The 25,678-nt window shown below is 46.4% G+C and carries 28 protein-coding genes and 1 other annotated feature; of the genes, 5 read left to right on the top strand and 23 right to left on the bottom strand.

All coding sequences use genetic code 11. The features are described from left to right. Positions 1-123: 123 nt before the first annotated feature. The 4 genes from FYJ53_RS17005 to hflX all read right to left on the bottom strand — a co-directional run bounded on the left by FYJ53_RS17005 (position 124) and on the right by hflX (position 3,844). Positions 124-495, bottom strand: a complete 372-nt coding sequence (locus FYJ53_RS17005; protein WP_013380963.1) for a hypothetical protein — start codon at positions 493-495, stop codon at positions 124-126. A gap of 30 nt (positions 496-525) precedes the next feature. Next, positions 526-1,251 (bottom strand): YebC/PmpR family DNA-binding transcriptional regulator, encoded by a 726-nt coding sequence (locus FYJ53_RS17000; protein ID WP_148430154.1) that lies wholly within the window; start codon positions 1,249-1,251, stop codon positions 526-528. Positions 1,252-1,378: 127 nt separating this feature from the next. Beyond that, entirely contained in the window at positions 1,379-2,020 is a 642-nt protein-coding gene (locus tag FYJ53_RS16995) for a YigZ family protein (protein WP_013380965.1), read from the bottom strand. Positions 2,021-2,032: 12 nt separating this feature from the next. Beyond that, on the bottom strand, positions 2,033-3,844 hold the full coding sequence (gene hflX, locus FYJ53_RS16990) for a GTPase HflX (protein WP_148430152.1): 1,812 nt from the start codon (positions 3,842-3,844) through the stop codon (positions 2,033-2,035). Between the two features lie 213 nt (positions 3,845-4,057). On the opposite strand from hflX, the gene FYJ53_RS16985 reads away from it, so the two are divergent. Continuing rightward, on the top strand, positions 4,058-6,880 hold the full coding sequence (locus FYJ53_RS16985) for a transglycosylase domain-containing protein (RefSeq protein WP_148430150.1): 2,823 nt from the start codon (positions 4,058-4,060) through the stop codon (positions 6,878-6,880). Positions 6,881-7,172: 292 nt separating this feature from the next. Here the strand turns inward: FYJ53_RS16985 and FYJ53_RS16980 are convergent, their stop codons facing one another. Both FYJ53_RS16980 and FYJ53_RS16975 read right to left on the bottom strand, forming a co-directional pair. Next, positions 7,173-7,778, bottom strand: a complete 606-nt coding sequence (locus tag FYJ53_RS16980) for a DUF2284 domain-containing protein (RefSeq protein ID WP_177190817.1) — start codon at positions 7,776-7,778, stop codon at positions 7,173-7,175. A gap of 154 nt (positions 7,779-7,932) precedes the next feature. Further along, positions 7,933-9,471, bottom strand: coding sequence for a sodium:solute symporter (locus FYJ53_RS16975; protein WP_148430148.1), 1,539 nt, complete (start codon positions 9,469-9,471; stop codon positions 7,933-7,935). A 110-nt stretch (positions 9,472-9,581) separates the two neighbouring features. Continuing rightward, positions 9,582-9,840, bottom strand: a binding site (T-box leader). A gap of 140 nt (positions 9,841-9,980) precedes the next feature. On the opposite strand from FYJ53_RS16975, the gene FYJ53_RS16970 reads away from it, so the two are divergent. After that, a complete protein-coding gene (locus FYJ53_RS16970; RefSeq protein WP_148430146.1) occupies positions 9,981-10,676 on the top strand; it encodes a HesA/MoeB/ThiF family protein in 696 nt (231 codons plus the stop codon). Between the two features lie 10 nt (positions 10,677-10,686). After that, positions 10,687-11,190: a molybdenum cofactor biosynthesis protein B gene (locus FYJ53_RS16965; RefSeq protein WP_148430144.1), complete on the top strand. Its 504-nt coding sequence runs from the start codon at positions 10,687-10,689 to the stop codon at positions 11,188-11,190. 6 nt (positions 11,191-11,196) lie between these two features. Here the strand turns inward: FYJ53_RS16965 and FYJ53_RS16960 are convergent, their stop codons facing one another. The 15 genes from FYJ53_RS16960 to FYJ53_RS16890 all read right to left on the bottom strand — a co-directional run bounded on the left by FYJ53_RS16960 (position 11,197) and on the right by FYJ53_RS16890 (position 21,212). Further along, positions 11,197-11,754 (bottom strand): D-Ala-D-Ala carboxypeptidase family metallohydrolase, encoded by a 558-nt coding sequence (locus FYJ53_RS16960; protein ID WP_227930326.1) that lies wholly within the window; start codon positions 11,752-11,754, stop codon positions 11,197-11,199. Positions 11,755-11,822: 68 nt separating this feature from the next. After that, positions 11,823-12,062 carry a DUF2922 domain-containing protein gene (locus FYJ53_RS16955; RefSeq protein ID WP_013380976.1) on the bottom strand — a complete coding sequence of 80 codons (240 nt, stop codon included), beginning with the start codon at positions 12,060-12,062 and terminating at the stop codon, positions 11,823-11,825. A gap of 181 nt (positions 12,063-12,243) precedes the next feature. Beyond that, the gene (locus tag FYJ53_RS16950) at positions 12,244-12,471 is read right to left on the bottom strand and encodes a hypothetical protein (protein WP_013380977.1); all 228 of its coding nucleotides are present in this window, start codon (positions 12,469-12,471) and stop codon (positions 12,244-12,246) included. Positions 12,472-12,565: 94 nt separating this feature from the next. Further along, complete coding sequence (locus FYJ53_RS16945; protein WP_154557505.1) at positions 12,566-13,177, bottom strand: RNA polymerase sigma factor; 612 nt, start codon at positions 13,175-13,177, stop codon at positions 12,566-12,568. 12 nt (positions 13,178-13,189) lie between these two features. Continuing rightward, positions 13,190-13,402, bottom strand: a complete 213-nt coding sequence (locus FYJ53_RS16940; RefSeq protein ID WP_371720675.1) for a hypothetical protein — start codon at positions 13,400-13,402, stop codon at positions 13,190-13,192. A 129-nt stretch (positions 13,403-13,531) separates the two neighbouring features. Continuing rightward, entirely contained in the window at positions 13,532-13,936 is a 405-nt protein-coding gene (locus FYJ53_RS16935) for a hypothetical protein (protein ID WP_148430137.1), read from the bottom strand. Positions 13,937-13,944: 8 nt separating this feature from the next. Next, a complete protein-coding gene (locus tag FYJ53_RS16930) occupies positions 13,945-14,475 on the bottom strand; it encodes a hypothetical protein (RefSeq protein ID WP_148430135.1) in 531 nt (176 codons plus the stop codon). Between the two features lie 19 nt (positions 14,476-14,494). After that, positions 14,495-15,115, bottom strand: a complete 621-nt coding sequence (locus tag FYJ53_RS16925; protein ID WP_148430133.1) for a hypothetical protein — start codon at positions 15,113-15,115, stop codon at positions 14,495-14,497. 177 nt (positions 15,116-15,292) lie between these two features. Further along, entirely contained in the window at positions 15,293-15,997 is a 705-nt protein-coding gene (locus tag FYJ53_RS16920) for a hypothetical protein (protein WP_148430131.1), read from the bottom strand. 617 nt (positions 15,998-16,614) lie between these two features. Continuing rightward, positions 16,615-17,262, bottom strand: coding sequence for a hypothetical protein (locus FYJ53_RS16915; protein WP_154557504.1), 648 nt, complete (start codon positions 17,260-17,262; stop codon positions 16,615-16,617). A 542-nt stretch (positions 17,263-17,804) separates the two neighbouring features. Further along, positions 17,805-18,062 (bottom strand): hypothetical protein, encoded by a 258-nt coding sequence (locus FYJ53_RS16910; RefSeq protein WP_148430128.1) that lies wholly within the window; start codon positions 18,060-18,062, stop codon positions 17,805-17,807. 114 nt (positions 18,063-18,176) lie between these two features. Continuing rightward, positions 18,177-19,460, bottom strand: a complete 1,284-nt coding sequence (locus FYJ53_RS16905; protein ID WP_148430126.1) for a sensor histidine kinase — start codon at positions 19,458-19,460, stop codon at positions 18,177-18,179. 10 nt (positions 19,461-19,470) lie between these two features. Then, complete coding sequence (locus FYJ53_RS16900) at positions 19,471-20,193, bottom strand: LytTR family DNA-binding domain-containing protein (protein WP_148430125.1); 723 nt, start codon at positions 20,191-20,193, stop codon at positions 19,471-19,473. A gap of 509 nt (positions 20,194-20,702) precedes the next feature. Then, positions 20,703-20,921 carry a YdbC family protein gene (locus FYJ53_RS16895; RefSeq protein ID WP_013381005.1) on the bottom strand — a complete coding sequence of 73 codons (219 nt, stop codon included), beginning with the start codon at positions 20,919-20,921 and terminating at the stop codon, positions 20,703-20,705. A 39-nt stretch (positions 20,922-20,960) separates the two neighbouring features. Then, positions 20,961-21,212 (bottom strand): glutaredoxin domain-containing protein, encoded by a 252-nt coding sequence (locus FYJ53_RS16890; protein WP_013381006.1) that lies wholly within the window; start codon positions 21,210-21,212, stop codon positions 20,961-20,963. A 197-nt stretch (positions 21,213-21,409) separates the two neighbouring features. On the opposite strand from FYJ53_RS16890, the gene upp reads away from it, so the two are divergent. Both upp and FYJ53_RS16880 read left to right on the top strand, forming a co-directional pair. Further along, complete coding sequence (upp, locus tag FYJ53_RS16885) at positions 21,410-22,039, top strand: uracil phosphoribosyltransferase (RefSeq protein WP_013381008.1); 630 nt, start codon at positions 21,410-21,412, stop codon at positions 22,037-22,039. Positions 22,040-22,057: 18 nt separating this feature from the next. Continuing rightward, positions 22,058-23,404 carry an APC family permease gene (locus FYJ53_RS16880; protein WP_148430124.1) on the top strand — a complete coding sequence of 449 codons (1,347 nt, stop codon included), beginning with the start codon at positions 22,058-22,060 and terminating at the stop codon, positions 23,402-23,404. A gap of 15 nt (positions 23,405-23,419) precedes the next feature. Here FYJ53_RS16880 and FYJ53_RS16875 read toward each other — a convergent pair whose 3' ends face one another. Together FYJ53_RS16875 and FYJ53_RS16870 are read right to left on the bottom strand one after the other, a co-directional pair. Then, positions 23,420-23,851 carry a hypothetical protein gene (locus FYJ53_RS16875; RefSeq protein ID WP_148430122.1) on the bottom strand — a complete coding sequence of 144 codons (432 nt, stop codon included), beginning with the start codon at positions 23,849-23,851 and terminating at the stop codon, positions 23,420-23,422. Positions 23,852-24,063: 212 nt separating this feature from the next. After that, positions 24,064-25,644: a BCCT family transporter gene (locus FYJ53_RS16870; protein ID WP_148430120.1), complete on the bottom strand. Its 1,581-nt coding sequence runs from the start codon at positions 25,642-25,644 to the stop codon at positions 24,064-24,066. Between the last annotated feature and the right edge of the window lie 34 nt (positions 25,645-25,678).

Below are 25,678 nucleotides of genomic sequence, written 5' to 3'. Positions count from 1 at the left end.
TCATAAAGGCCGGGCGTCTTTATATCTTAAGATGATTAGATTATATCAGACTTTAACGTCTTGTAAAGCATAAAAAAGTAAGAACCGGTGAAAGTCCTTACTTCTCTTAAACAACCTTTATTTTTACTCGTTCTCTGCCGGGGTCGGCGTCGGATTTTCCTCTGGGGTGGCCTCCGGCGTCGCTGCTGTAGTCGGCTCAGGCGTTACCGTCGGCTCTGCTGTCGGCTGTGCTTTCTGTGTGGTCGTGCTCGAATTGTTTTTTTCCTTCACTTCTTCCACAAAGGTTGACTGGCCTATACTGGCCGCATATACTTCCTTCACACCTTCCGGCGTCATGACAATACGGTCTGCATAATTATAAACATCCTCCACAATAAAGGATGAGGTTAAAAAGACCATGACGAAAGCAATGATGATAAAGACCAGAAAGTCCTTACCCTTTCCCTGTTTCTTAACCTTTGGCTCTTTTACCGGCTTTTTTTTCTTTTTACTCATCTGGGTACCTCCAAATCGGCCCGCGGGTATTTATTCTTCGTTCCAGTTGTGCCATACTTCCTGGATATCATCGTTATCGTCAAACATATCCAGCATTTTTTCCATTTTTTTAGCGTCCTCTTCGCTTAATGAGGTTTCGGTAGATGGGATCATGGCAATCTCGCCGGATAACACCTCGATGCCGTTATCTCTCAAGGCGTCCATAACCGCCGCGAAATCCTCTGGGGTGGTGGAGATTTCGTAACCTTCATCTGAAGTTTCCATATCCTCCGCACCTGCGTCCAGGGCAACCATCATCAGTTCATCCTCGTCGATGGCGTCGCTCTTTTCAATCATGATACGGCCTTTTTTGGTAAACATAAAGCTTACACAGCCGCTGGTTCCAAGGTTTCCGCCGTTTTTATCAAAAGCGTGGCGCACATCGCCCGCGGTTCTGTTTTTATTGTCAGTCAGACACTGCACTATAACCGCAACACCTGATGGGCCGTAGCCTTCATAGGTAATTTCTTCATACACAGCGCCCTGAAGCTCACCGGCACCCTTTTTAATGGCGCGGTCAATGTTATCATTCGGCATGTTGGCAGCCTTTGCCTTTGCCACGGCGTCGCGCAGTTTCGCGTTCATTTCAGGGTCTGATCCGCCTTCACGCGCAGCGACAGCGATGTATTTTGCCATTTTAGTAAAAACCTTACCTTTGGCAGCATCCTGTTTCCCTTTTCTGTTTTTAATATTGGCCCATTTTGAATGTCCTGACATATTATTCCTCCGTTTAAAGTTCAATCATCACTGCAACAAAGCGCGTTATACGCCTTTACTGCAATGCTTTATATAAATTCTTGTTCCGACTATTAATTGTATCATACACGTTTCGGTTCATCAACGCTTAATTTAAAAAAGGTATGTCCACGTAGCGCTGTTCCACAACCGCGTAATCAAAACGCCCGTTGGTAGTTTCCCGGATCAGCGCCAGGAAACCCTCGGTTTTCTTTACCTCGATTTCAAAGTCCAGACCCACCTTTTCGCCAAAGCTTTCGGCGGCTGGCTTATAGCCTGCGGCGGCCAGTACATTCATCAGTCCGCCGTAGCTCGTATAGTCGATCTCAACTTTAATAATGTCAGAAAACTGCTTCTTGACCACCTCGCACTGGTTCAGAACTTCGGCCGCTGTCCCGCTGTAGGCCCGGATAAGGCCGCCAGCGCCCAGCTTGATCCCGCCAAAATAGCGGATGACCAGCACCAGTACATTTTTAACCGCGCGCTTGTTAATGACCTCCAGAATCGGCTTCCCAGCCGTTCCCGAGGGCTCGCCGTCGTCGCTTGCCTTCTGGCGGGCCGGAACCGTGTTCAGAACCCAGGCAGAGCAAACATGGGTGGCCTTGTAATGCTCTTTTTTTACCGCGGCGAGAATCGTATCCGCCTCGGTTTCATCCTGAATGGGGTAAACCCGCCCGATAAAACGGGATTTTTTAATCTCAAGCTCTGTCTCAAAGGGGGTGAGCACTGTCAGATAATCCTGCTGTTCCATTCTATCCTCCTGTTACTCAGCTTCTACTTCATACTTTTCATATTGATGCGCTGGAAAGTCTGCGTTTATGGAAACCCGGACCCGTGTGCCGCCCTCATCGTACCGGGTATCCAGAACCGTACTCTTTTCATGGAGCACGGCCATGGCGCGGCTGTCCTCATAAGGAATACAATAGGTCTTTTCAAGCGACATGCCCCTGAGATCACCGTCAATTATTTCTGTCAGTGCCCCGATATGCCATTTCTCCCTTGCAGAAATGCAGATGGCGTCGCCAGCCCGGGCGGCTCTGTTCTCAAAGCGCTCCCGCTCTTCAGGCGGCAGCCTGTCCATCTTGTTATAGACCATCAACACCTTCTTATGGCCTGACCCGATATCCCGCAGCACCTGATTGACCACCTCGATCTGGCTTTTATAATTAGGGTTGGAGGCGTCCACCACATGCAGAAGCAGGTCGGCGGTTTCCACCTCTTTCAAGGTCGTTTTAAAGGCCTTGATCAGCTCATGGGGAAGCTTCTCGATAAAGCCTACCGTATCGGATACCAGGTAGTCCCCGGCCTCGGGGCGTACCTTTCGGATGGTGGAGTCCAGGGTGATGAACAGGCCATCCTTGATGACCGCGTCGCTTTCTGTGAGCACATTAAACAGTGTGCTCTTGCCCGAGTTGGTATAGCCAATAAGGGAAACGGTACGGATATTGTTTTTCTTGCGTCCCTTGGCATTCAGCTCATTGGTCTGGTTGATTTTGGCGTTTTTGCGCTCCAGCTCGTCAATCTGCCTGCGGATATGGCGCCTGTCCGTTTCCAGCTTCTTTTCACCCGGACCGCGGGTGCCGATGCCCCCTCCGGTACGGGACAGCACAATCCCCAGGCCCTTCAAATGGCTGAGGCGGTACTTCTGCTGGGCCAGCTCCACCTGGAGCTTACCCTCCCGGGTTTTTGCCTGGCGGGCGAAAATATCGAGAATGATGGTGGTGCGGTCAATGGTTTTGACGCCGGTGATGCCCTCAATATTGCCGATCTGGTTGGAGCTGAGCTCATCGTTGGCCACAATCAGGTTAATATCCTTATTCTGGATTATTTTCAGAATTTCCAGAAGCTTTCCCCGACCAACATAAAAGACCGGATCAACCTGTGGCCGGTGCTGGGTTACCACCTCAGCCACATCGCCTTCAGCCGTTTCGACCAGCCGGGCCAGCTCTTCCATGGATTCCTCAAGGTCGATACCGCCGCGGCTGCCGTTCACCTCTACACCGATGAGAAGCGCACGCTCCCTCTCACCCTCAAGGTCGAAGCCCGCACCCGGATCCCGCCGCAGAGCGCGGTTAGCGGCCAGCACATAATTTTCCAGCGGGAAGCGGTTCAGCTGGCCCAGAGACTCGCAGATGCCCATGCCATAGACCACCTGCCCATCTTTGACCACCGGCGCGCCAATACCGAACAGTACGGGCTTATCTTCCCCCACGCCCACGCCCACCATACATTCCACTGACAAATGATCCGACGCTGAAAAATCCTCCTCTGACAGATGCGGGTTTCCGCCGGGATGGGTATGGATAACCCGGATGCGGTTCAGGCTTTTCCGGTTTTCCTGAACCCTGGAGTGGTCCAGAGGTACCTTGGATGCGTCGCCGATCCCCACATATTCAATTTTGCTTTTGTCATTGGTCATCACCAGAATTTCCCGTCCCAGGGTCTTCGTGAGCCGGACCAGCACTGCAAGCACATCCTCATCCAGGAGTACCTGGTTCTCCATGGTATAGCCAATCAGTTTATTCAGTTCTTCCAGGATGCTCCGGCGCACCCCTTCTGCCTTTACTTCAGTCATAAATACTTCCTTAATATATAGTAATCGCCGCTGCTGCCGCAGACAGTCTGCACAGACAGCGAGTTTATTATAACACGAATGCCTTAAAAAAAGGTCGGTAATTTACTTCATCTATTCTACCCTGGAATTCTCCATTGTCGATTTTATTGCTATTTTTTTCGTTTACAGATATAATAGTACGGTCAGAAACTTAAGTAAGTAGGAGGTTTTATAATGTTAGAAGATAAAACACCCCCTGAAAATGAACCCCGGAAAAAACAAAGTTCAAAACCGAAAACACCGCTCCGAAAAGACGCCGCCCCAAACGGCAGAAAAACGGAGAAACCAGTTTCCAAAAACCCTAAAAAAAAGAAAAAGGGCTGGGATGACCGGACCATTCCCCAAAAGGTCGGGTTGATTTTTATCATTCTTTTTGTTTTAGCGCTCGCAGGCGGCGGCGCTGCCTTTGGCGTGCTTTATGCCCAGACGCCGCCCCTTGACACCGACAATTTTAATTACATCGAAAACGCCCGTATCATGGATGTCAATGGCAATTTCTACCAGGACCTCCAGGGTGCTGAGCGGCGGGAGATCGTCTCCATCGACACCATTCCAGACCATGTGCAGAATGCCTTTATCGCCATTGAGGACCAGCGTTTCCGCAGCCACCACGGTGTGGATTACAAACGCTTTGGCCGGGCCCTGGCCGGTGTGCTTTTTTCGGGCGGAAGCCTGGACGGGCCGGGCGGAAGTACCATTACTCAGCAGCTCATAAAGCTCACGCACCTGACCTCAGAAAAAACCGTCACCCGCAAATTTCAGGAAATGGTGCTGGCCACTAAGCTGGAACGGGTCTATACCAAAGACCAGATTCTGGAGGCCTACCTGAACAAGATTAACCTCTCCCACGCATGGGGTGTTCAGGCCGCTTCCGAAATTTATTTCGGCAAAAGCGTCTCCGACCTGAATGTGGCCCAGGGGGCCATACTGGCCTCCATTGCGAACTCGCCGTCCTATTATGACCCTTATGTCTATACGACCGATGAGCAGGGCAATGATGTTTTTGCTACTGAGCCAGACGGCCGCTATACCCTGAACCCCAACAACATGGAACGCTCACTGCTGGTCATCGATAAGATGCTGGAGCTGGGTTATATTGACCAGGCTCAGTACAACGAGGCCAGTGCGGAGCTTTCTGGCAATCAGGTAGGGCTTGTCTATAATGAACCAGACAACACCTATTCCTATTTTACCGACGCCGTCTATGAACAAGTCGTAAATGATCTTCAGACAAAATACCGCTATACCGAAAACGAGGCGACGGATATGCTGCTTGGCGGCGGGCTCACCATTTACGCCACCGTCGACCCAAAGGTCCAGAGCGCCATGGAAGCAGAATCTCTGAACGAAGATCTCTACCCTTCCCAGTCTGGCTCGGCAGCGGCGGCCTCTGAGGCTAAAACGGCTGATACAGGCGTGGAAACAAACTATATTCCTGAAGTCGGCATGACCGTCATTGACAACAACACCGGCAATGTGGCCGGTATTGTTGGCGGCCGGGAAGAAAAGACCAACCTGTCTCTGAACCGGGCCACCCGGAAATTCCAGCCTGGCTCCTCAACCAAGCCCCTGACTGCCTATGGCCCCGGGATTGACACCGGAGCCATCACCCTCGGCACTGTTTTTGCCGATGTGCCAATCGCCTATCAGGGCTGGCGCCCAAACAACTCCAGCGGCACCTTTGAAGGCCTGACAACTGTGCGCGAGGGGATCACCAGCTCGGTGAACACCATTGCCGTCCAGGCCAATGTGGCGACCGGGCTCACCCAGTCTGCTCTCTACGGCACCCGTCTTGGCCTGGACATTGTACAGGACGGCGACGCCAATGACATGACGCCAGCAGCTCTGGCTCTCGGAGGCTATACCCACGGGCAGTCCTCACTGGCTATGGCCAGCGCTTATTCTACCTTCCCAAATATGGGCGTTCACAAAAAACCATCTTTCTACACAAAGGTCGTAGACCGAAGCGGAAAAACCCTGCTTGAAAAATCAGACAGCTCTGAACAGGTCTTTAAGCCCCAGACCGCCTATCTGATGACCGACGCCCTGAAAGGGGTTGTAAACGGCGGAACCACCAATATTTATGTGGACGGCCAGCCTGTGGCAGGAAAGACCGGTACCACCGATGAAAACCGCCATGCGTGGTTCTGCGGCTACACCCCCTATTATTCCATGGCGGTATGGTATGGCTATGATGAAAATGTCGTGGAAACCAACGAAGGCACCTATTATCTAAATATCGGTATCTTTGGCGGCAGCAAGCCCGGTCCCGCGTCCATGTTTGAGGCCGTGATGAACGATATTCACGAAAGCCTTGAGCCGGCTGCTTTCCCGGATAACCCTGGCGGCATTGTCACCGCGGCCATTGACCGCGTCTCCGGCAAGCTGGCCACCGATTTATCGGCCAGAGATCCAAGAGGGTCCATGGTGTTTAATGAAATGTTTATCGACGGCACCGCCCCTACCGAAAAGGATGACTGCCATACACTGGTTACGCTGGATGTCACCACAAACAGCTACGCGACTCCCTACTGCCCGGCCAGCTCGGTGCAGAGCGTGGTGCGCCTGCAAAAGGTCAACCGGAATTTCCCCCAGGGGATCACGCCGGTAGATTCGGACTATATTGCCTCCTCCGAGGCGTCCGTCATGGTCCCGCCCGAATCCCAGACCTGCCCGGTACACACCACCGCTCCCGGGGTTGAGATCACATTCCTGGTAAACGGCGGCGCTGTTGGGGGCACCCTCAACATGCAGTCTGGAAAATCCATCACCGTTACTGCCAATGGCCCCAACAACCCGGCCACAGTGGTTTCCGCAAGCGGCTCCTCCGCCTCGGTTTCCCAGAACGGCAATCAGATTCAAATTACCGCGGTCAGCCCCGGCGTTACCCAGGTCACTGTATCCCAGAAGGTCTCTGTCAACTATCAGCAGGGCAGCCAGGTGAAAACCTACGAAACCACCTATACACGCACGTTAAACATCAGCGTCACAAGCTAAAACGGCTTCTCAGCCCTTTTCAGGCTGTCAAAAAACCGAAAGCTTGATTCAAAGTTAAAGCAGAAAACTGTTTCAGGTGGAAATTGGAAGATGGAAGGTTCATGACCCCTTTGGCTGACGCCAAAGGGATTAAAAATGCGGCCATAGGCCGCATCACATCAAATCTTCCAGCGGCAGATTTGCACTTGAACTTTCCACTAGCCACTTTCAACTGAACCGTCCTCTCTTTAACGCTTCACCTCTTCATGACAACATTTGTCTACATGTTAAAAAGGGCTTTGCAGCCCTTTTTTTATTTCTTCAAAAGCCCGCCCATCAGTATAAAATAATCGGGCAGCCTCTCCTCAGACATCCACTGTATTTCCTGTTTCAGGTATTTCTTAACCGACAGCCCCACATTGCCGCCTACAGATTCTACCGAATGGCGCATTCTTTCCGGTCTCCTGCAGGGCTCTCCCAGAGGTCTGCTGCAACCTGCTTCTCCACAGACATCGCAGCTGCCCATCGACAGCGCCACACTGCCCGGATACTGGGCTTCAAGCTTTATGAGCTCATCCTCGAGAGCGTGGCTCTCTTTTTTAAGGATCTGCCTGGAAATCTTTTTAAAATCTTCCACCGCATATTTCCGCCCAAGCTCCTGGGTATCAAAGACAATTTTCTTGCCGCTCATGTAAAAGCTCCGGTAGCCCAGCCAGAAATCCTGAACCGAAAAATCAAAGGGCGGGCAGGCCCAGGTTTTTTCATAGCTTGGACAGGCCTCGCAATAACCCAAAAAGGTGGGAATATCCACGCAGCTTTCCATATATTCGGGAACGGGTACCTCAGCCACGTAGGCCTCCACCCGGTATTCCGGCAGCTCAGCCGTCTCAAAGGTCCTGTCTTTAGCGTTATCTGCCATTGTTTTTCCTCCTGTAATCATTTACCTGTACTCAGTATAGTGACAAAAAGCCCGCTTGTCAAACCTTTTCAGTTTTTTAAAAAACGCATAAGGAACCGCCTCAGACATAAAAAACACCCTCTGCCAAAAGGCAGAGGGTGTCTTAAATATTGTTTTATTCTCCCAGATCTTCCTTAACCGATACAATGACCTTGGTATCGTAGGATGCAAAGGCGTCGTCCACCAGGCGCTTTCTGGGCGCTTTGGTCAGAAGACTGATGACCGGCACAAAGATCAGGCCCATGATCATGGCAAAGGCGCCCGCGTTGATGGGTGACTGCAAAATCGACGGGAAAGCCGTGCGGAAGAGCATATTGCAGATCATGAGCACCGTGCTGAAAATAAAGGAAACCCAGACTGCTGCTTTGGTTGTCCGCTTCCAGTACAGGCCGTAAAGGAACGGCGCCAGAAACGCACCGGCTAAAGCACCCCAGGATATGCCCATGAGCTGGGCAATAAAGGTGACCGAGCTCTTGTACTGCACAATGGCAATAATCACTGAAATCAGGATAAAGACCACAATCAGGCACCGAATCGTAAAGACCTGCTTTTTTTCATCCATGTTCTTAATCAGGTTGTCCTTGATCAGGTCAAGGGCCAGGGTCGAGCTGGACGCCATGACCAGCGAAGACAGTGTGGACATGGACGCCGACAAAACCAGGATCACCACAATCCCAATGAGCAGGGACGGCAGATCCTCCAGCATGGTTGGGATAATGGCGTCATAGCCTCCTGTCGCAATGTCGATCCGGTCAGAGAACAGGCGGCCAAAACCGCCTAAAAAGTAGGAGCCGCCAGCGACAATAATGGCGAAAAAGGTGGAAATAACCATGCCCTTATTGATGGAGTGCTCATCCTTGATCGCGTAGAACTTACCGACCATCTGCGGCAGGCCCCAGGTTCCCAGGGAGGTCAGGATAATGACCCCCAGCAGCGACAAGGGGTCTGGGCCAAAGAAGGACGTGAAGGCCCCTGCCTGGCTGGAAACCGCCGGGTCATTGACATGGGACAGGGTATTGAGGGCCTCCATAAAGCCGCCGTTATTGCTGAGAACCACTGCCACTACGGCGATGATCCCAAAGATCATAATAATCCCCTGGATAAAATCATTGATGGCTGTGGCCATATATCCCCCAGCTATTACATAAATCCCTGTCAGCACTGCCATGACGACAATACAGACGGTATAGTCAATATTGAAGGCCATTCCGAAAAGACGGGAGAGCCCATTATAAAGCGAGGCAGTATAGGGGATTAAAAACACGAAGGTAATGATAGACGCCCCGATTTTCAGCTTATTTGATTCAAAGCGCTTGCCGAAAAATTCCGGCATGGTGGCGGTATCCAGATACTGGGTCATGATACGGGTGCGCCGCCCGAGCACTACCCAGGCCAGCAGCGAGCCCAAAACCGCGTTCCCCAGGCCAATCCAGGTGGACGCAATCCCAAATTTCCAGCCGAACTGTCCGGCATAGCCCACAAAGATAACTGCGGAAAAATAAGAAGTCCCGTAAGAAAAAGCCGTTAACCACGGACCCACGGATCGGCCTCCCAACACAAACCCATTGACATCGGTGGAATGCTTCCGGCAGTAGAAACCAACGATCACCATACTGGCAAAAAACGCCACGAGTAAAACAATCTTTTCTGTCATTTTAAACCATAATCCTCTCCTTTTAATTTGCGGATAACCCGCTTTACCAAAACGCCACAGAAACATCCGTCGGACAGGAAAATGCCAAATAAAAAAATCCCGTCCTCCAGACAGAGGACGGGAGCTAATATACCCGCGGTACCACCTCAATTTCGCGCCGCTTCACAGCGGACACGCTCACAGGGTACGGCGCACACACGCTTATACCCTTGCGCTCTAACGGGCGCTCCCGTTGCAGCCTACTCGGAAAACCCTTTCGGTACACAGCTCACAAAATGTATTCAAAACGCCGTTCTCACCGCCTCACACCAACCGGCAGCTCTCTGGGAGACTTAAGCATTCCTACTTCTTTCTGGTCACAGCCTTTAACATTGCAGTTTCGATTTTTAAATTCTATCATGTTAAAGTGTGTCTGTCAATCCATCAAAAGTAATTTTATGCAGGAAATCTTGGTTTTTCGTTATAAACCGTGCTATAATGGGCATATCAAGCATTGAGGAGGCCTTCTGATGAACCTTTTTACCAAAAGATACGACCGCAACTTTCCGGCCTTTTCGCCGGATGATTTTGCCATTATCCAGCGCAGCACCGTCAGCGTGGTGGGCTGCGGCGGCCTGGGAGGCTATATTATCGAGGCGCTGGCCCGCATTGGCATCGATGGGCTCATTCTGGTTGACGGCGATATTTTCGATGTCTCCAACCTGAACCGCCAGCTCCTGTGCACCGAGGAAAACATCGGCTGCCCAAAGGCCGAGGCTGCTGCCGCCAGAGTTCACGCCATTAACAGCGGCGTTACCGTCACCGTATATGATGTCTTTCTAAATGAGAGCAACGCTGAAGAATTTATTGCCGACAGCGACGTTGTCATCGACGCTCTGGACAACATCCCGGCGCGCTTCGCGCTCCAAAAAGCCTGTAAAAAGCTGGAAAAGCCTCTGATACACGGCGCCATTGGCGGCTTCAACGCCCAGGTTACCACCATTTTCCCGGGAGACGATACCCTTTCACTGCTCTATAAGGTAAAGGAGGGCGACGAGGCCTACAAACCCCAGAGCGGCGGGAATCCGGCGTTTACGCCCGCTTTGGCCGCCGCGGTGGAGGTCAGTGAGGCCCTGAAGGTCCTGACCGGAAAAGGGGAAATCCTGCGCAAAAAACTGCTGTATATCGATCTGCTCGACAACGAATTCACAACCTTTGAACTTTAAGGAGGACACCATGTTTACTGTAGCCATTTTAACCCTCAGCGATAAAGGCTCACGCGGAGAACGTGAGGATAAAAGCGGCCCGGTCATTGCCGGAATGCTGGACAAAGACCTGTACGAGGTGGTGCACACCGCCATCCTGCCCGACGAAAAGCACATTATCGAAAGTAATTTAAAGTCTCTGTGCGACGCCATCGACCCGGTCAATCTCATTCTGACCACGGGCGGCACAGGCTTTTCACCCCGAGATGTTACCCCCGAGGCCACCATCTCGGTCTGTGACCGGCTGACACCGGGCATTCCGGAAGCCATGCGCTATGAAAGCCTGAAGATCACACCAAAGGCCATGCTGAGCCGGAGCGCTGCCGGCATCCGCGGGCGTACCCTCATCATCAACCTGCCCGGCAGCCCAAAGGCTGTCCGCGAAAACCTGGCCGCTATCCTGCCCGCGCTGGATCATGGGCTTGAAATGCTGCTGAGCTCAGGCTCAGCCGACTGCGCCGCATCGGAAAAGTAAAGCTTCCTAGCCGTTGACCTCGACGTGCACATACCCCTGCCTGTAGTAGGGCAGCACATTCATGCCCAGCTCCTTGGCCGCCAGCGCCAGATCGCCCACCGCCACGCCCGGGCAGTACAGGTCTGCCGCGCAGCCACGTTTATGAAAGGACCAGCTTACGCCGCCTACCTCCTCGTTCCGCGCAACGCAGCGCACACCCGAGGTAATGATGACCGGACAATCGAAAGTGCACCGCAGCGCCTCTATTTTTTCAAGCAGCTCTGGATTCATGTCCACAGGCCAGCCATCGCAGTAGCCCGCACAATCGCAGGCATATTCCGACATCAGAAAATGTGTGGACGCGCGAGGCTCCAGGTCTTCAGGCGGCGCTGGAGCTTCCGGCGCAGATGGTGTCTCCGCGCCCATCTCCTCCGCAGGCCGGGGGGCCGTAGTTTCCGGCTCCGGCATTGATACCTCTGGCTCCGACTTCGGCATGTCCTGAAAATTTGCGAAAAACACCGCGCTGGTAACAACGACCAGCGCAGCGGCCAGTGTGATAAAAATACGTTTATAAAATTTTTTCATATATTCCCCTTCCACACTTCTGTCTGTAATCTCTAATCCCATCTAAAAAAGGGGCTTTCGCCCCCTTTTTATGCCGCATCCTCAATGACCACATCGGTTTTAGTGGTATCGGTTTTGACGGCTCCGGTTACTTTTGCCAGGGCGAAGCCATCGGGCTCAAAGGCGCCCTGGTCGACGATGGCCTGTGCTCCAGTCTGGATCTCGGTATTAGTGATGCCTTCTTTATAATCTGGAATGGTAATCTTATGAGGATTTCCATCGGTCCGCTGAAAGGTAATGGTTAAATCTTTGCTGGTTGTTACTGCCATGTTTTGATCTCCTTTAATTTTAAATTTTGATGCCTGTTTGCGGCACGACGAGGACGTCGTGCCCTACCTTTAGGCTGTAGGGAACCACGCCCACGGGATCTGCCCCCGAGGCTTGACGCCTTATGGTCAAGCCGAAGAGGGTATGGTTCCTCGCCCATTAATTTTTAATTGTGGAAGTCCACTACGCCACTTCCACCAAATCCTCTGCTGTCACCTTTACCTGCTTTTCCCTGATGGGCTCCTGCATGCTGGTGATGGCGGCGGCGGTTGCCAAAAAGGCTTCGTCTGTCACGCCCTCCTTGATGTCACCGTAGGTTTTTGAAGTCTTTACAATTTTTCCGTCCACTTCGCCATGATTGACGGTGATCTTCATTCCCACCGATTCTACGCTTTTCTGAATGGTTGCCATATTGTTTTCCTCCTGTGTTCGATTCCGGCAGCGCTGCCTTACACCTTACAATATGGCAAATTCCCAAAACACCCAACCCGGCTTTAAGTTTTATTTAAGTTTCCTCAACACCATAGGCTTTGCGCAGACCCTTCATGGCTTTATTCAGGGTCTTCGCCACACACTGCTCGCTGACGCCGCGGTCTTTTGCGATGGCCCGGTAGGTCTGCCTCCTGTAATAATGGGCTTCAATGCACTCCCTCTGAGCCTTTGGCAGCTGGGCCACCCGCAGCTTTAAAAAAGCCCGGTGGCGGTCTTCTCTTTTTTCCCTCGCGCACCGTCTTTCATCGGTCTCTGCGCTCTCCTCAGCCGGCAGCGCTTCTGCCAGGCTCACGCCCTCCGCTGTCTCCACGTCCAGCGAAAACGCCGCCTGAACCGAGGTTCCCGGCCGTTTTTTAGCGTTCTGGACAAAGGCGTAAAAGAGCTGTTTTTTGATATAGGCTGGAAAATAACCGGGCTGCTCTGATTTAAAATCCTTTAAACGTTCCATAAAAAGGACGCAGGCCTCCTGATAGGCATCCTCCATCTGGGTTTTATCGTAAACATACTCGCTAATGGTGGCTAAAATCAACGGTTTAAAGGTCAGCAGCAGCGTTTCCGCTGCCGCCTTGCTTCCCGCCTGAGCCCTTGTGACCAATGCAGCGATCTCTGCGTATTTTTTACTCAAGCACACCCTCCTTTACTCACCTTCGCAAATGGATATAATCTCCAAAACGGCCTCGGGGAAATGATCCTCCACCGCGCCAGCCTCCTCGTAAAAGAAATCCTCTGCCTCCTCGCGGCTTCTGGCCGGCAGCACCTTGCGCACCCGGCATGCCGCTTCCACTGTGTAGGGTCTTATCCGCCCTGTGCAGGGTCTTCCTGCTCCGTATCGGTTTGTGTACAAACGCACCTCCTGAATTAATAAAGATTAATATATAATATTATTTATAATATTACTAATGGCGGACACCTGTGTCCGCGATGTTGCCGCAATATGGCTCTTTTTGTCCACATTGCGGTCATATCTGGCCGCTTTACCCTATCCGGCGTACTTATCCACAAGGCCGAAAACCGACACTGTTTCATCCGCCAGATTCTTCAGGCTTGTGGGCGCCACATTATCGGCAAAAGGAACCAGGGTATAAAGTCCCTTGCGCCGGTTTTTAACCGCCTTCTGATATTTCAGCCGTCCGGCGTCTACCAGCTCCTTGCGATAGCGGCGGATATTGCGTTCGCTCCGCCCAAAGAAGTGCTCGATGCCCTCTGGCCGCACAAAGAACTCCACCCGCCACAGCCACCGTCCATCAATGGACGGCAGCGCGCAGCAGTTGCACCGGTAAAGCAGGTAAATCCAAAGCGCCACAGCGCCCTCCGAAAGCTTGCGGTCTGCAGGCAGATCGGATTGCCATTCGATGAAAGATTCCAGCTCCGAAAAAAAGTTCATGAGGCCCCTCAGGCAGCTGCTGTTTGCAAAAGGCGCTCTTCCACTATTTCGAGCCGCGTTTCAAGCTCCTGATTTTTAATGACCTGGAAGGCCAGAGCGCTTGAGAGCATCCGGATGGCCTCCTCCATATTCTCTTTTTCCTCCTGATCCTTGTGTGTTTTTTCGCTTTCAGGCAGCATGATCCGGGCTGTGTCGATCTCACGCCGGATCACGGGGATCACACAGGTTTCAAGGTACCGCTTAAACCCTGTGGCTGCCTTATGGCCGCAGTGTTTTAACAGGGCCAGAACCCCCTCCTCGCTAACCAGCAGCATTCTGTGCATCCGCCCACCACTGTTCTTAATCAATCGTTTCTGGACCGCTGACGCCGGCAGTTTTTTCAAAAGCCTGTGATAGCTTTTACAGCCCATGTAACTGCCGATCTCTTTCAGGACAAAATAGCTCTGACTGCCCTCCTCGTAAAGATCGGTATATACTCGCAGTTTATGAAAATCACTTCCAAAACACTGTTCCAAAGTCGCTAAAACGGGTTTGTTCATCTGGTTCTACCTCCGGTTATTATACATTCAATAAAGACAGGCCGCCGAAAAAACGCTTTGCCATCTGCGGCATCCATTTAAAATAAGTCCGGCTGATCCACTTCCAATCATTGCTAAAGAAACGCATCCGGTCCTCGGCTTCAGCCTTTTCAAAGCCCACAAGGGCCATCCGCCGCACGCCGTCAGCCGTCATGTAAAAGTCTCGGGGGCCATTATCCCGCCGAGGCACCAGCATCTGGAGAAAATCCTGCTTTTTGATATGTTTAAGCAGAAACATTTCTGTTTCATGGAACTCAAAGCCAAAAACATTCCCCATGTCGTGTACATTGTAGAGCAACGGATCCTCAATGAGCCAAATATTGTTCAGCCAGATCATTCGTACCTCCCTGAAATCTGGCGTCTCTGCCCTGAGCAGACGCTTTTCAATATCGCTCATTTCCCGCTCGATTTTGCGGCTCACAAAGGGCTCTCCCTCCCTGTGAAAACACCGGCACTGCCCCTGCACGTCTAAAAAGCGGCAGTACAACCTACAGTGTGTTTCATCTGCCCGGTAAGCGCATTCTTTGCAGCCCTCAGACATCTGCTTTAAATCATACCAGGGCTCTTCATAAAACGCATTTCTTTTTAAATCTTCGTTCATACCATTTCCTTTCGGTTACTTTCGCCAGCGCTGACGTTAGGTTTCATTATAGCGTTTTTTTGAGAAAGTGCATCTCGCCTTCAGGGGATGATAAGCAGTAAAAAAACATAAAACGCCACGTTTTATGCCTTTTTATGGCAATATTTTTCTCTTTAAAGTTTAAAAATTACCGTTTTTTTAAATTCTTGTAAACCTCTGCATCTCCGTGGAACAATTTTTTATTTTATGCGCTTCCGGTAAAACCGAAAAAGCTTCGTTGGGCGACGCTGTTTGATGATGCCACTCAAGGCATACGCTTTGAATCCCGCATGTTTTACAGTGCAGCCATTCCCCGTAAACGGGCCAGTGCCGCTCGATAAACATTTCCCGGACACGCCAGCCCTCGTCCAGCTTTTCCTGCACCCTGCCAGGCCGCTGCCGGTAAGGGATCACAAGGCCCGGGGCGGTGACCAGCGCTCTGGCCCTGCGGTCATGCCCTCTGTATACCGCGTGCCAGTTTAGATAGCTGAACTGTTTTGCGCTCACCCAGGGCACATCCACCTTGACAGGGACATACTCAAGACCCGCCCCCAGAAAAATGACGTTGTTGCTTTTCTTGCCCACCAGCCCCGTGGTGGTCTTCCGCCGTCTTGCCATGTTCATATCCAGATACTCCCCGATACAGTCCAGAAAATAGCTGGTCTCCACCGGGATGATAAAGGCCTGTCCATCCCCATACAGAACCACCGTGCCGCTGCCCTTTGCCTCACAGCACCGCAAAAGCCCCAGCGGCGCACCCGAAAACCGCAAAATCCTGCCAATGTTTTCGTCTGTCAGTCTGACCTGCCCGTTGTCAAAACCCATGGGAAGGGATTCGTATTTTAATTCTGTTATCGGTTTCATATTAATCTCTACTACTCCTTTTCTACAATCTGTTTATATCCAATGGTAATTTCAAAAACTTACCTCTCAAAGTTGATCTATATTCATATAACATTATTAACTTCATTGAAAGCAGTGCTACATCGTAATCAATTACAAAACGACACTAGAGTGCTCATCTCGTTTAAAAAAGCATCAATGATTTTGATCCAACTCTGCAACTCATGTACCTTATACTATTTATCTGCTCTAAAGTGGTTATTATATCCATTTTAGCCTAATGTTAAGATTAAAATCTATGTCGATGAAGTTTCTCCGATTTCGTTTTTTAATCACTTGTCTATGGAAAAATTTATATCCTAAAGCTTTTGTAATATCTACAATACAACAGACAAAAATATCTGCCAGTTAATCTTCGATTATAGTTTTCCGCTGGACTTTTATGTCTGTCATTACACTCAACAAACACGGTTTTGAAAATGATGCCTTTAAATCTAGATAAATCCAAAATAACTTTTTCTGTTTTTAACTAATACTTTATTTCTATAATATAAAAAGCCTCCAGTTTTATTATTTTAAAATTGGAGGCCTTTTTATTCGAATTAACAAAGCCAAATTTCTAAGTTAGTACAAAAATTTTAAACGTAAAACAGACAAGACCAAACATCTCCTCCACGAACTACATTCGCATGACTCGTTACCTGACTGGCTCCTACTTCTGAAAAACCTGTCGAGTAGTCAAAATAGAATCCTGATGGATACCACTCTGCACGTGAACCACCTGTCCAAGCAATTATTCGTCTATCAGTAATCTGCATTGAACCATCGTACAAATCCCAACCACCAGTTACACGATATAATGTTCCATAATTTTTCGTTCCAGTAAAATAGATAGTTAGATACCCTTTTACACCACTATGTGCAAACCAATTTTCTCCATAATCTTCGCCATATGTTGTGACTCCTTCTCGTTCCATGTATTTTTCATCCAATTTAAATACATATGTTTGAGATTTTATGTCTTCTCCAGAAAATGTGGATAATTCTGGATCATTTAAAGGAAAAACTTTTATTTTATAGCTTATTGAATTATTTTCATTTTTTACCGTTCCATATTTTATACCAGGATCTTCATTTTCTGACAGCTTTTCTTCGTATCTATTTAAGGCCTGCTCAAACATCTGATCTAATTCAGAATCCGTTTTATTTTCATTTGCGAATACCGGAAAACAAAACAAAGACATTATAAAGATTAAGCACACTGATATCGAAAATATTTTTTTCATTTCTTACCCCTTTTATTTTTAGTTTCTAAACACTATACTATCGTCATTTTACAAATTTAGAAAAATCCAACTTTAAATTCCAACCACTATCTAAATTATCGTTCTGGATAAAACTTAACCATAACGTTGTGTCAATACGATAGCCAAAACGTTTAAAACCTGTTATAACTAAACAGTGGCTGTCATTTCCATTGATTTCTTTTGTACCGCTTATTTGTTTGTTATTCGTATATTCATGATAATACATATAACCATATACTTTTTTTATTTTTTCAGTTTCGGGTTTCCACCCCGATGAAATTGCTGCTATCTTTAGCTTTCCAAGAGGTTCTCTAGCGTAATAAACGGTAATATAAACTTTAGACTTTAATTTATCATTTATATTAATTCCTTGCTCGATAGATTGATTGTTATCTTCTAAACTAACAAAATAAGTTTGACCAATAAGAGAACCTTTTCTTACAGTACTAACCTTTTGAATTGGGATATCGATTATAACATTAGAATTAGCTTCACAAGAAGCAGAAGGAATTCTCGGTGCGTTAGGTGCTGGTATCGATTATAACATTAGAATTAGCTTCACCCTCAAGATTCATTAATTGACATTTAACCTCTTCAGAACAACCCACATTTTGGATGCTTTTTTCCTCTTTCTCAGAAGAAAGTATTTCAATGTCTTGTATAGGCTTTATTGAGTTTAGTATTAAAATCTCTCCCAAAATATCTGCAATAATAGCAAGCACTATAATAAAAGCTAATAAAACAACTATTTTTTTAAAGCTTTCGCGATTAGGTTGCACAATGGAATCCTCTCCTTTCCTGATCTTTTATGATTCAAATCATATAGCACATGTCTAAAAGATTCAATATCTGTTACATATTTGCCACTTTTTTTTCTCATTTGCCAAGTTGTCTTAATTTGGAATATTGATATTTACTGTAAAAATTCGATTTTTTTGGTCAGTTACTAAAACCCCACCATATTTTTCTATTACTTTTCTAACATTAATTAGTCCAACACCATAATGACCCACTTTGGTAGAACTGTATTGTTGGGAGAATTGTTTGACAGTGTTTTTACATTGATTTTTTACTGTTGCTAAACACTGGTCATTAAAATTTATAATTGTTATATCAATGAAGCGCTCTTTTTCCTGAACTTCACATGAAGCTTCAAATGCATTTTTAAATATATTTGAAAAAACAATTGTTGTTTCATAATCCGATAGAACACACTTTATTTGGTTGTCAATATTCAACCATAATCTAATTTTATTTTCAGTACACTTATCTGCTAAATCATTGATTAAAATAGTTAGCACCTTATTCTGGCAAGAGAATATTAGTTTCTCTACACTGGATAAGTTTTTTTGAAATTCCTCTTTATAACCAATCGATAATTGAAAGCTTTCTTTTTTATAAAGTTGTTCAAGAATTATTAGATGCTGATTTGCATCATGCAAAAATTTTTTTGTATTTTCAAACTTTCGTTCCATTTCATTATATTGATCTATCATTGTTTTCGTTTGTTCTCTTTCATACGATAGTATTCTTTCTTGTTCTATTTTATTAGATAATAATGAAAAAATATAAGAAAAATACATATCAAAAATCAGTAAAGCAATGAGAATGATACTGAAATAAAAAGCTTTTTTGGTAGTACTTACGTCACTTAATATTGTTGAGAGAAGAAATAATTGGAAGACACAAAACAAAAGCATCATAAAAAAATGTTGGCTTTCTAGTTTCTCTATTTTGTATCGAAGAATAGCTTTTATATAAATTTTATACGTAAAAATAATTAAAATCGGCTTTGCTAAAGTAAGCAACAGCTCTTTTTGATTGTAAGAAATATAATTTTCATTAATATTAGGAAGTACCAAACAAAGAAACTGTCCTGAAAAATGTATACACATTAAATAAAGGAAAAAAAACAATGTGTGATAAATTAATTTCTTAACAGAACAATCAAAACCAATATACCCAATCAAAAAATAACCTAATACTGAAAAAATTAACCATAAAAAACTATATTCGTAAAACGAACTATATATACCTAGAAAAGCAAACAATATAATCATCATATAGTAAACTGTATTTTCATAAATTGCCCTAAAAGTTTTTTTTAAAAATTTAATGATTACAAAACTTGTAATTCCCCATAAAATCAAGTCATTTAATAGAAATTGTATACCCATAGTTTGACCCTCAAGATAAGAATGAATATTTTTGCAAGTATTCGTTCCATAATTTACGAAATACTGAAGCTTTTTTTTGCGCAACAGGAATTGTTAAACCATTTTTAAGCATAATCTCAAATCCGATAATTTTTTTAATCCAGAAAAAATTAACAATAAAACTCTGATGTGGCATATCAAAACCAAAGGGCTTTAACCTTGTTAACATATCTCCAATTTTTCCTTTGCTAAAATAAACATCTTTTTTTGTATAAATTTTTAATGATCTAAATTGATACTCAATGAAAACAATATCCTTTGTTAAAACATTTTTGGGGCCTTCTGTTGTGAGAAATTTTATGAAATCAGATTTTTTGATAGGATAAAAAACTAAAATTTCTCTAATTATCTTTTTAATTTTATCTTGATTTAGTGGTTTGTTTAAATATGCAAATGCATGGACTTCAAATGCTTTATTATAATATGAAGTAAAATTTGTTATATATATAATAGGAAAGTAAAAATTTTTATTTCTTAAAATTTGTGCAATTTGGATACCATTTAATTTGGGCATTTCAATATCAAGAAAAAGAATATCTATTTGGTCAGTTTCTATTTCTTTAATTAATATTTCTCCGTTTACAAAAGTTTGGACATTAATTTCTATGTTTTCGCCAATACTGATGTTCTCACAAATATTTTGAAACTTCGTTAATATTTCTTGATTATTATCACAAATCGCTATTCTAAGCATTTTATACCCCTAACTATCTAATAATTAAAAAAGTTGGTTTTATTTTACTCAAAAAGAATAAATTTTCCTTACTATATTTAAAAAACACTTGAAAATTAAAGACACCACTCACCTTTTTATTTATGTCTCTAATTACATTATATCAGCCAATACTATCTAACACAATAATACAGTACTTTTTTATTTAGAAAAATTTATTCTTAATATGATTACTTAAATAAATTAATCTGCAGACTTTTCTCTCCTGACAATATCTTGCTCTTCTAGTATCTCGCAGATAATGCTTTGTTTTTCTTCTGTTTTTCAACTCTGCGTATATATTTCTTTTGCCTTATTATAATTAATAGCTTCCCATAATATTATTTTTTATAGAAAATTTTATAAATGCTAATTCTAGAAAAGCATCCAGGCTCTCAAATCTCTGCGAACTTTTCCTACTTAAAAGCAACGTAAAAAACGGACCCTCTCGAGTCCGTTTTTTCTCTTTTTTATTCGTTTTTCTAATAAAATTAAAGCTCTAATTCATTCAAAATGCTGCGCAGCTCTACCAGCTCATCGATGGTCAGGGTTACGCCCTTGCGCATTTTTTCATGGTTTGCGTCCCATTCACGAATATCGTATTTGGGTTCGCGGTCATTCCAGCTGACCAGGTTTAATTCCTTCTGCCAGCCGTTTGCTCCTTCGGATAATACTCCAACTTCTTCTACTACTTTAAACGAAAATGCCATACTTCCTCTTCTTCCTTTTAATTATTTATCTTATCCCGCTTATGCGAGCATTTTATCAAAGTCTCCCTGATTATCAAGCTCGGCCAGCTCGGTATAGCCGCCGATAAACTTTTCATCGACAAAAATAAAGGGAACTGTGTGCTGTCCGGTCTTTTCGGCCAGTACCTGTTTCATTTCATTATTGCCATAAATGTCGACATCTTTGTAAGTCAGGCCCTTTTGGTCTAACAAACGCTTTGCGTTATTGCAAAATGGGCAGTGGGGCCAGGTATATAATCTTATTTCTTTCATAATCAAACTTCCTTCCGTTTCTTATGTTTATATCCTGATTGGCTATTTTTATTCAAGCTTTGATAATATCGGTCCTTTTCTTTACCATTTTACCTTATTCTGGCAGAGTGTCAAGAATTAAAAGTAAAAAACAATGGCCTTTCAGCTTTTTTTAATGTATTATAGTGTTTAGTAAACAAGACAAAGGAGCTTTTTTTATGAATGAAGTAACTACCATTGACCATCCTCTGGTCACCCATAAGCTAACCTTACTCCGTATGAAGGATACACCGTCTAAGGATTTCAGAGAGCTGGTCAAGGAACTGGCCACGCTCATGGCCTATGAAGTCACCAGGCGCTTTCCTCTTAAAGATATTGAGATTGAAACCCCGATCTGTAAAACCACCAAGCAGGTGCTGGCAGACAAGGATGTGGTTATCGTGCCGATTCTGCGCGCTGGTCTGGGCATGGTCGAGGGCTTTACCCATGTTATCCCTAATGCCAAAATCGGACACATCGGCTTATTCCGCGATCCTGAAACGCTGGAAGCCGTGGAGTATTACCGCAAGCTGCCCACGGATATCGCTGAGCGTGAGGCCATCATCACCGATCCCATGCTGGCCACTGGCGTCTCCTCTGTCCACACCATTGACATCTTGAAGGACGCGGGTTGCAAAAATATTAAGTTGGTTGTTATTTTAGCTTCTCCAGAGGGTATAAAGGCTGTACAAGCAAAACACCCCGAGGTACCTATTTACTGTGCTTGTATCGACGAAGGGCTGAACGATCATTCCTATATTGTTCCAGGCCTTGGCGATGCGGGAGACCGCCTCTTCGGGACTAAATAGGACAGGAGGTCTGTTACCATGACAACAGACACAATCAAAAAACGTTATGGACTGTTTACAGCCATTGCCATGATTATCGGAATCGTCATCGGTTCCGGTATTTTTTTTAAAAGCGATAATATTTTAATTGCCACCGGCGGCAATGTCGTTCTGGGTGTAATCATCTTCTGCTTTGCGGCCGTCAGCATTATTTTTGGAAGCCTGACGGTGGCGGAGCTGGCCTCCCGGACCGACGAGCCCGGCGGGGTACTCACTTATGCCCGGATTTTTATAAACCCCATGGCGGGCTCGGCCTACGGCTGGTTTCAAACCTTTGTCTATCTGCCCACCATCACCGTTGTGCTGTCCTGGGTTTCGGGCATTTACTTTTGTATTTTCTTTAACATCAATGCCTCTCTGGAGCTTCAGTGTCTCGTGGGTTTTGGCCTGCTGACAGGTTTGTACCTCATGAATATGCTCTCGGCCAGGCTTGCCGGGCTTTTTCAAAACGCTGCGACGGTTATCAAGCTGATTCCACTTCTGATCATTGCGGCAGCGGGCCTGCTCCACGGGAATACGGAAACCGCCACAGCCGCCATGCCGGCCCCGGCCACAGGGATGCTTCACGTTTCCTGGATTATGGCGATCCCCTCGGTGGCCTTCTCCTTTGACGGATGGATCATCTCCACCTCGGTGGCTCATGAGATCAAAAACAGCCGGCGAAACCTGCCCATTGCGTTGGTCATCAGCCCCTTGTTTATTCTGCTCATGTACATCCTCTACTTTGTAGGTGTTACCAACCTGCTGGGCGCCCCGGCCATTATGCAGCTGGGCGACGCCCACCTGGACCAGGCGGCGGCCATGGTTTTTGGCCCCTTTGGCGCTAAGCTTATCGGCTTCTTTGTTTTAATCTCTGTGCTTGGCGGTCTGAACGGTCTGGTCATGGGGATTTCGCAGATGCCCTACTCCCTGGCGCTTCAGAAAATGATCCCAGGCGCGGATAAGCTCAAGGTTCTCACACCAAAGTCGGATTTTCCGCTCAACTCGACCATTGCATCCTACCTGATTGTTACCTGCTGGTTTGTCGTCCATTATTTCACACAGCGCTTTGGACTGCTGACCAACTCCGATGTGTCAGAAATCGCCATTGTGGTCTCTTACCTGCTCTACCTTCCTTTATACTACCAGGTCTTTAAACTTGGGAGAAAACAGCAGATTGGGGCTTTCAGAGGCATTCTGTGTCCGGTTCTAGCAGCGGTCGGCTCGCTGATCATCTTTTCAGGCGGTCTGCAAAGTCCCCTGTTTATTCTCTACATTGCCATCTGCCTTGTTTTTCTGGCTGCCGGCATGGTTTATTACCAAAAAATAACAAAAGCGCAGGTCTGATGCCTGCGCTTTTTCTTATTCTTCTTTTGAATCGTCTTTATCCTTGGTTTCTTCTTCCTCGATTATTTCCGCGTCAGAAACGGCTTCTTCATCTGTATCTTTGGCTGCTTCCCCGTTTTCTTCCTTTGTTTCTTCCTTTGTTTCTTCCTTTGTTTCTTCTTTGGCTTTCATTTCTTCTTCTCTGGCCTCAAGCTCTGCGATCTTTTCTTCTTTTTCTAAAATTTTGCGGCACAGCACATCACAAGGATCGTCACTGTTTTCAGCCAGATTTTCTTTTCGGGCTTCATAAACCGTTTTACCCAGCTCGGCAAAAAGCGCCTCCAGCTCGTGCTTTTCGGACACAATGGTGGTTTTTACCTTTGCGGCTTCTGCCAGGTCGCCAAGCATATCGGCTGTTGCGGCGGCCACGTCATTCAGGGTTTTTCCCAAATCATCAAAAATTGTCATTCTTTTTCTCCTTATATGTTAGTTTTAAAAAATCAGGGGTATATATCTTTCTGGCAGGGAAACCACACCGGTCTCCTTTTATATAAATTAATTTTTTACTCCTCTCAAATCCCCGGCCAGCGCCAAAGTGGCCGGGGGTCTCCTTTTTTTGATGATTCTATTTTAGCATGAAAGCTTTAAAGAAAGATTTATCTTTTCCACAAAATCCGGTATTACGGATTATCTTTTTTATAAATATCCAGATCTCCCCGGCTGTAGTCATCATATTGACGCAGGTGCTTCATAGCGCGGTAATAAGAAGCCATCATCAATACCATTAAAAGCGCAATGGGCAGGCCGCATACAATGGAAGCCGTCTGCAGAGCCTCTGTTCCGCCCACACTCAGCAAAACAGCGGCGGTTACCGCCATTATGCTCCCCCAGAATATACTGATACTCCTGGGCGGTGCCGCCTCTCCGGTTACATCTTTAAACTGTTTCATAGACATGGCGGATATGGACATGGTCATCGACTCGGCCAACGTGACAAAAGACAATACCACGATAACAAGGGCTACCACGTTCATGACGGTACTCCACGGCAGCTGTTTAAAGAAAGCGTACAGGGCCATGTCTGATCCGGTTTGCTCAATGAGCTCACCGATATTGGCGCCGTAAAATTTTTCAAGAAGAATGCTTCCTCCGCCAAAAATACCAAACCAGGCAAAGGAAAACACTACTGGCGCGATGAGATTTATGACCACAAATTCCCGTATGGTGCGCCCATAGGCCAGCTTTACTAAAAACAGGCCGATCAGCGGCGCAAAGACCATCCACCAGGTGTTAAAGAATACATTATTAGCTCCGATCCACCCTGTTTTCTCAATGGGGTCAAGAAACAGGGACAGGTTGATAAAATCATTAAAATACTGCCCCACAGCCGTAATGGTCAATTCCGTTACACCTACAGGGTCTACTGCAATAAAGGCAAACACCAAAACGAAAAAGTACAGCACGGTATTCAGGTTGCTGATGTATGTAATCCCCCGGTGCAGCCCCGAGATGCTGGACAGCGTATAAAACAGGGTGATCACTGCTATGATCACAACCCAGCTGTACAAATTGCTTGTAAATCCCATAATAATATCGAAGCCCCGGGCGATTTGCAGTGTGGCAAATCCGAGTGAGGTCGCAATTCCTCCAATGATCGCGAAAATAACCAGTGCATCGACGGCATTTCCGGCCGCGCCATAGATTTTATCCCCCGCCAGAGGGTACAGCGCCGTACAAACCCGATAATCTTTTTTGCTGTTATAGATTAAGAAGACAAGGCTCAGGCCTGCCGCTGTATAAATTGAGTAGGGATGGATACACCAGTGCAGAAAGGTATATTTCAGGGCGCCGAAAACAGCGGCGCTGGATAAAGGCGCAGCGTCTAAAAATGGCGGAGGATTATATATAAACTGTATCGGCTCATAGACACCGTAGTAATTAATCCCCACTGCTATTCCTGAGGTCAAGGCGATTGCATACCAGACAAATTTATTTATCCTGGGCACTGCCTCCGGGCCTCCCAGCCGGATTTTTCCATATTTGCTAAAACCAGCCCACAGGCAAAATATAATGGCCGAAAACGCAACAAGCGTGATAAACCATGTGAAATATTTCAATACAAACGCAAGTGCTGTGTCAGCAGTTCTTGAAAATGCATCTGGCGCAATGCAGGCAAAGGCCACAAAGAAAATAAGGGCGGCTCCGGAAATCAGCAGCACATACCAGTTGACCATTTTCAGTATCTTTCTGTTTTTATACATAGCGATTCCTCTCCTTTTAAAAAAGCAGAGACAA

It is taken from the genome of Eubacterium sp. BL-380-WT-2B, assembly GCF_009696115.1.
GTDB classification, from domain to species: domain Bacteria; phylum Bacillota; class Clostridia; order Eubacteriales; family Eubacteriaceae; genus Eubacterium; species Eubacterium callanderi.
Note: the sequence above shows the minus strand (reverse complement) of the source record. Positions and strands in the feature narration are given on the sequence as shown.

Excerpts from the sequence above, each read along its gene's own strand:
- FYJ53_RS16970 (WP_148430146.1), top strand. The coding sequence starts at position 9,981 with ATGAACCTTTTTACCAAAAGATACGACCGCAACTTTCCGGCCTTTTCG.
- FYJ53_RS16935 (WP_148430137.1), bottom strand. The coding sequence starts at position 13,936 with ATGAACTTTTTTTCGGAGCTGGAATCTTTCATCGAATGGCAATCCGAT.
- FYJ53_RS16955 (WP_013380976.1), bottom strand. The coding sequence starts at position 12,062 with ATGGCAGTAACAACCAGCAAAGATTTAACCATTACCTTTCAGCGGACC.
- FYJ53_RS17000 (WP_148430154.1), bottom strand. The coding sequence starts at position 1,251 with ATGTCAGGACATTCAAAATGGGCCAATATTAAAAACAGAAAAGGGAAA.
- FYJ53_RS16920 (WP_148430131.1), bottom strand. The coding sequence starts at position 15,997 with ATGAAACCGATAACAGAATTAAAATACGAATCCCTTCCCATGGGTTTT.
- FYJ53_RS16925 (WP_148430133.1), bottom strand. The coding sequence starts at position 15,115 with ATGAACGAAGATTTAAAAAGAAATGCGTTTTATGAAGAGCCCTGGTAT.
- FYJ53_RS16870 (WP_148430120.1), bottom strand. The coding sequence starts at position 25,644 with ATGTATAAAAACAGAAAGATACTGAAAATGGTCAACTGGTATGTGCTG.
- upp (WP_013381008.1), top strand. The coding sequence starts at position 21,410 with ATGAATGAAGTAACTACCATTGACCATCCTCTGGTCACCCATAAGCTA.
- FYJ53_RS16900 (WP_148430125.1), bottom strand. The coding sequence starts at position 20,193 with ATGCTTAGAATAGCGATTTGTGATAATAATCAAGAAATATTAACGAAG.
- FYJ53_RS16915 (WP_154557504.1), bottom strand. The coding sequence starts at position 17,262 with ATGAAAAAAATATTTTCGATATCAGTGTGCTTAATCTTTATAATGTCT.
- FYJ53_RS16985 (WP_148430150.1), top strand. The coding sequence starts at position 4,058 with ATGTTAGAAGATAAAACACCCCCTGAAAATGAACCCCGGAAAAAACAA.
- FYJ53_RS16995 (WP_013380965.1), bottom strand. The coding sequence starts at position 2,020 with ATGGAACAGCAGGATTATCTGACAGTGCTCACCCCCTTTGAGACAGAG.
- FYJ53_RS16950 (WP_013380977.1), bottom strand. The coding sequence starts at position 12,471 with ATGGCAACCATTCAGAAAAGCGTAGAATCGGTGGGAATGAAGATCACC.
- FYJ53_RS16975 (WP_148430148.1), bottom strand. The coding sequence starts at position 9,471 with ATGACAGAAAAGATTGTTTTACTCGTGGCGTTTTTTGCCAGTATGGTG.
- hflX (WP_148430152.1), bottom strand. The coding sequence starts at position 3,844 with ATGACTGAAGTAAAGGCAGAAGGGGTGCGCCGGAGCATCCTGGAAGAA.
- FYJ53_RS16880 (WP_148430124.1), top strand. The coding sequence starts at position 22,058 with ATGACAACAGACACAATCAAAAAACGTTATGGACTGTTTACAGCCATT.
- FYJ53_RS16875 (WP_148430122.1), bottom strand. The coding sequence starts at position 23,851 with ATGACAATTTTTGATGATTTGGGAAAAACCCTGAATGACGTGGCCGCC.
- FYJ53_RS16930 (WP_148430135.1), bottom strand. The coding sequence starts at position 14,475 with ATGAACAAACCCGTTTTAGCGACTTTGGAACAGTGTTTTGGAAGTGAT.
- FYJ53_RS16905 (WP_148430126.1), bottom strand. The coding sequence starts at position 19,460 with ATGGGTATACAATTTCTATTAAATGACTTGATTTTATGGGGAATTACA.
- FYJ53_RS16960 (WP_227930326.1), bottom strand. The coding sequence starts at position 11,754 with ATGAAAAAATTTTATAAACGTATTTTTATCACACTGGCCGCTGCGCTG.
- FYJ53_RS16895 (WP_013381005.1), bottom strand. The coding sequence starts at position 20,921 with ATGGCATTTTCGTTTAAAGTAGTAGAAGAAGTTGGAGTATTATCCGAA.
- FYJ53_RS16890 (WP_013381006.1), bottom strand. The coding sequence starts at position 21,212 with ATGAAAGAAATAAGATTATATACCTGGCCCCACTGCCCATTTTGCAAT.
- FYJ53_RS16980 (WP_177190817.1), bottom strand. The coding sequence starts at position 7,778 with ATGGCAGATAACGCTAAAGACAGGACCTTTGAGACGGCTGAGCTGCCG.
- FYJ53_RS17005 (WP_013380963.1), bottom strand. The coding sequence starts at position 495 with ATGAGTAAAAAGAAAAAAAAGCCGGTAAAAGAGCCAAAGGTTAAGAAA.
- FYJ53_RS16965 (WP_148430144.1), top strand. The coding sequence starts at position 10,687 with ATGTTTACTGTAGCCATTTTAACCCTCAGCGATAAAGGCTCACGCGGA.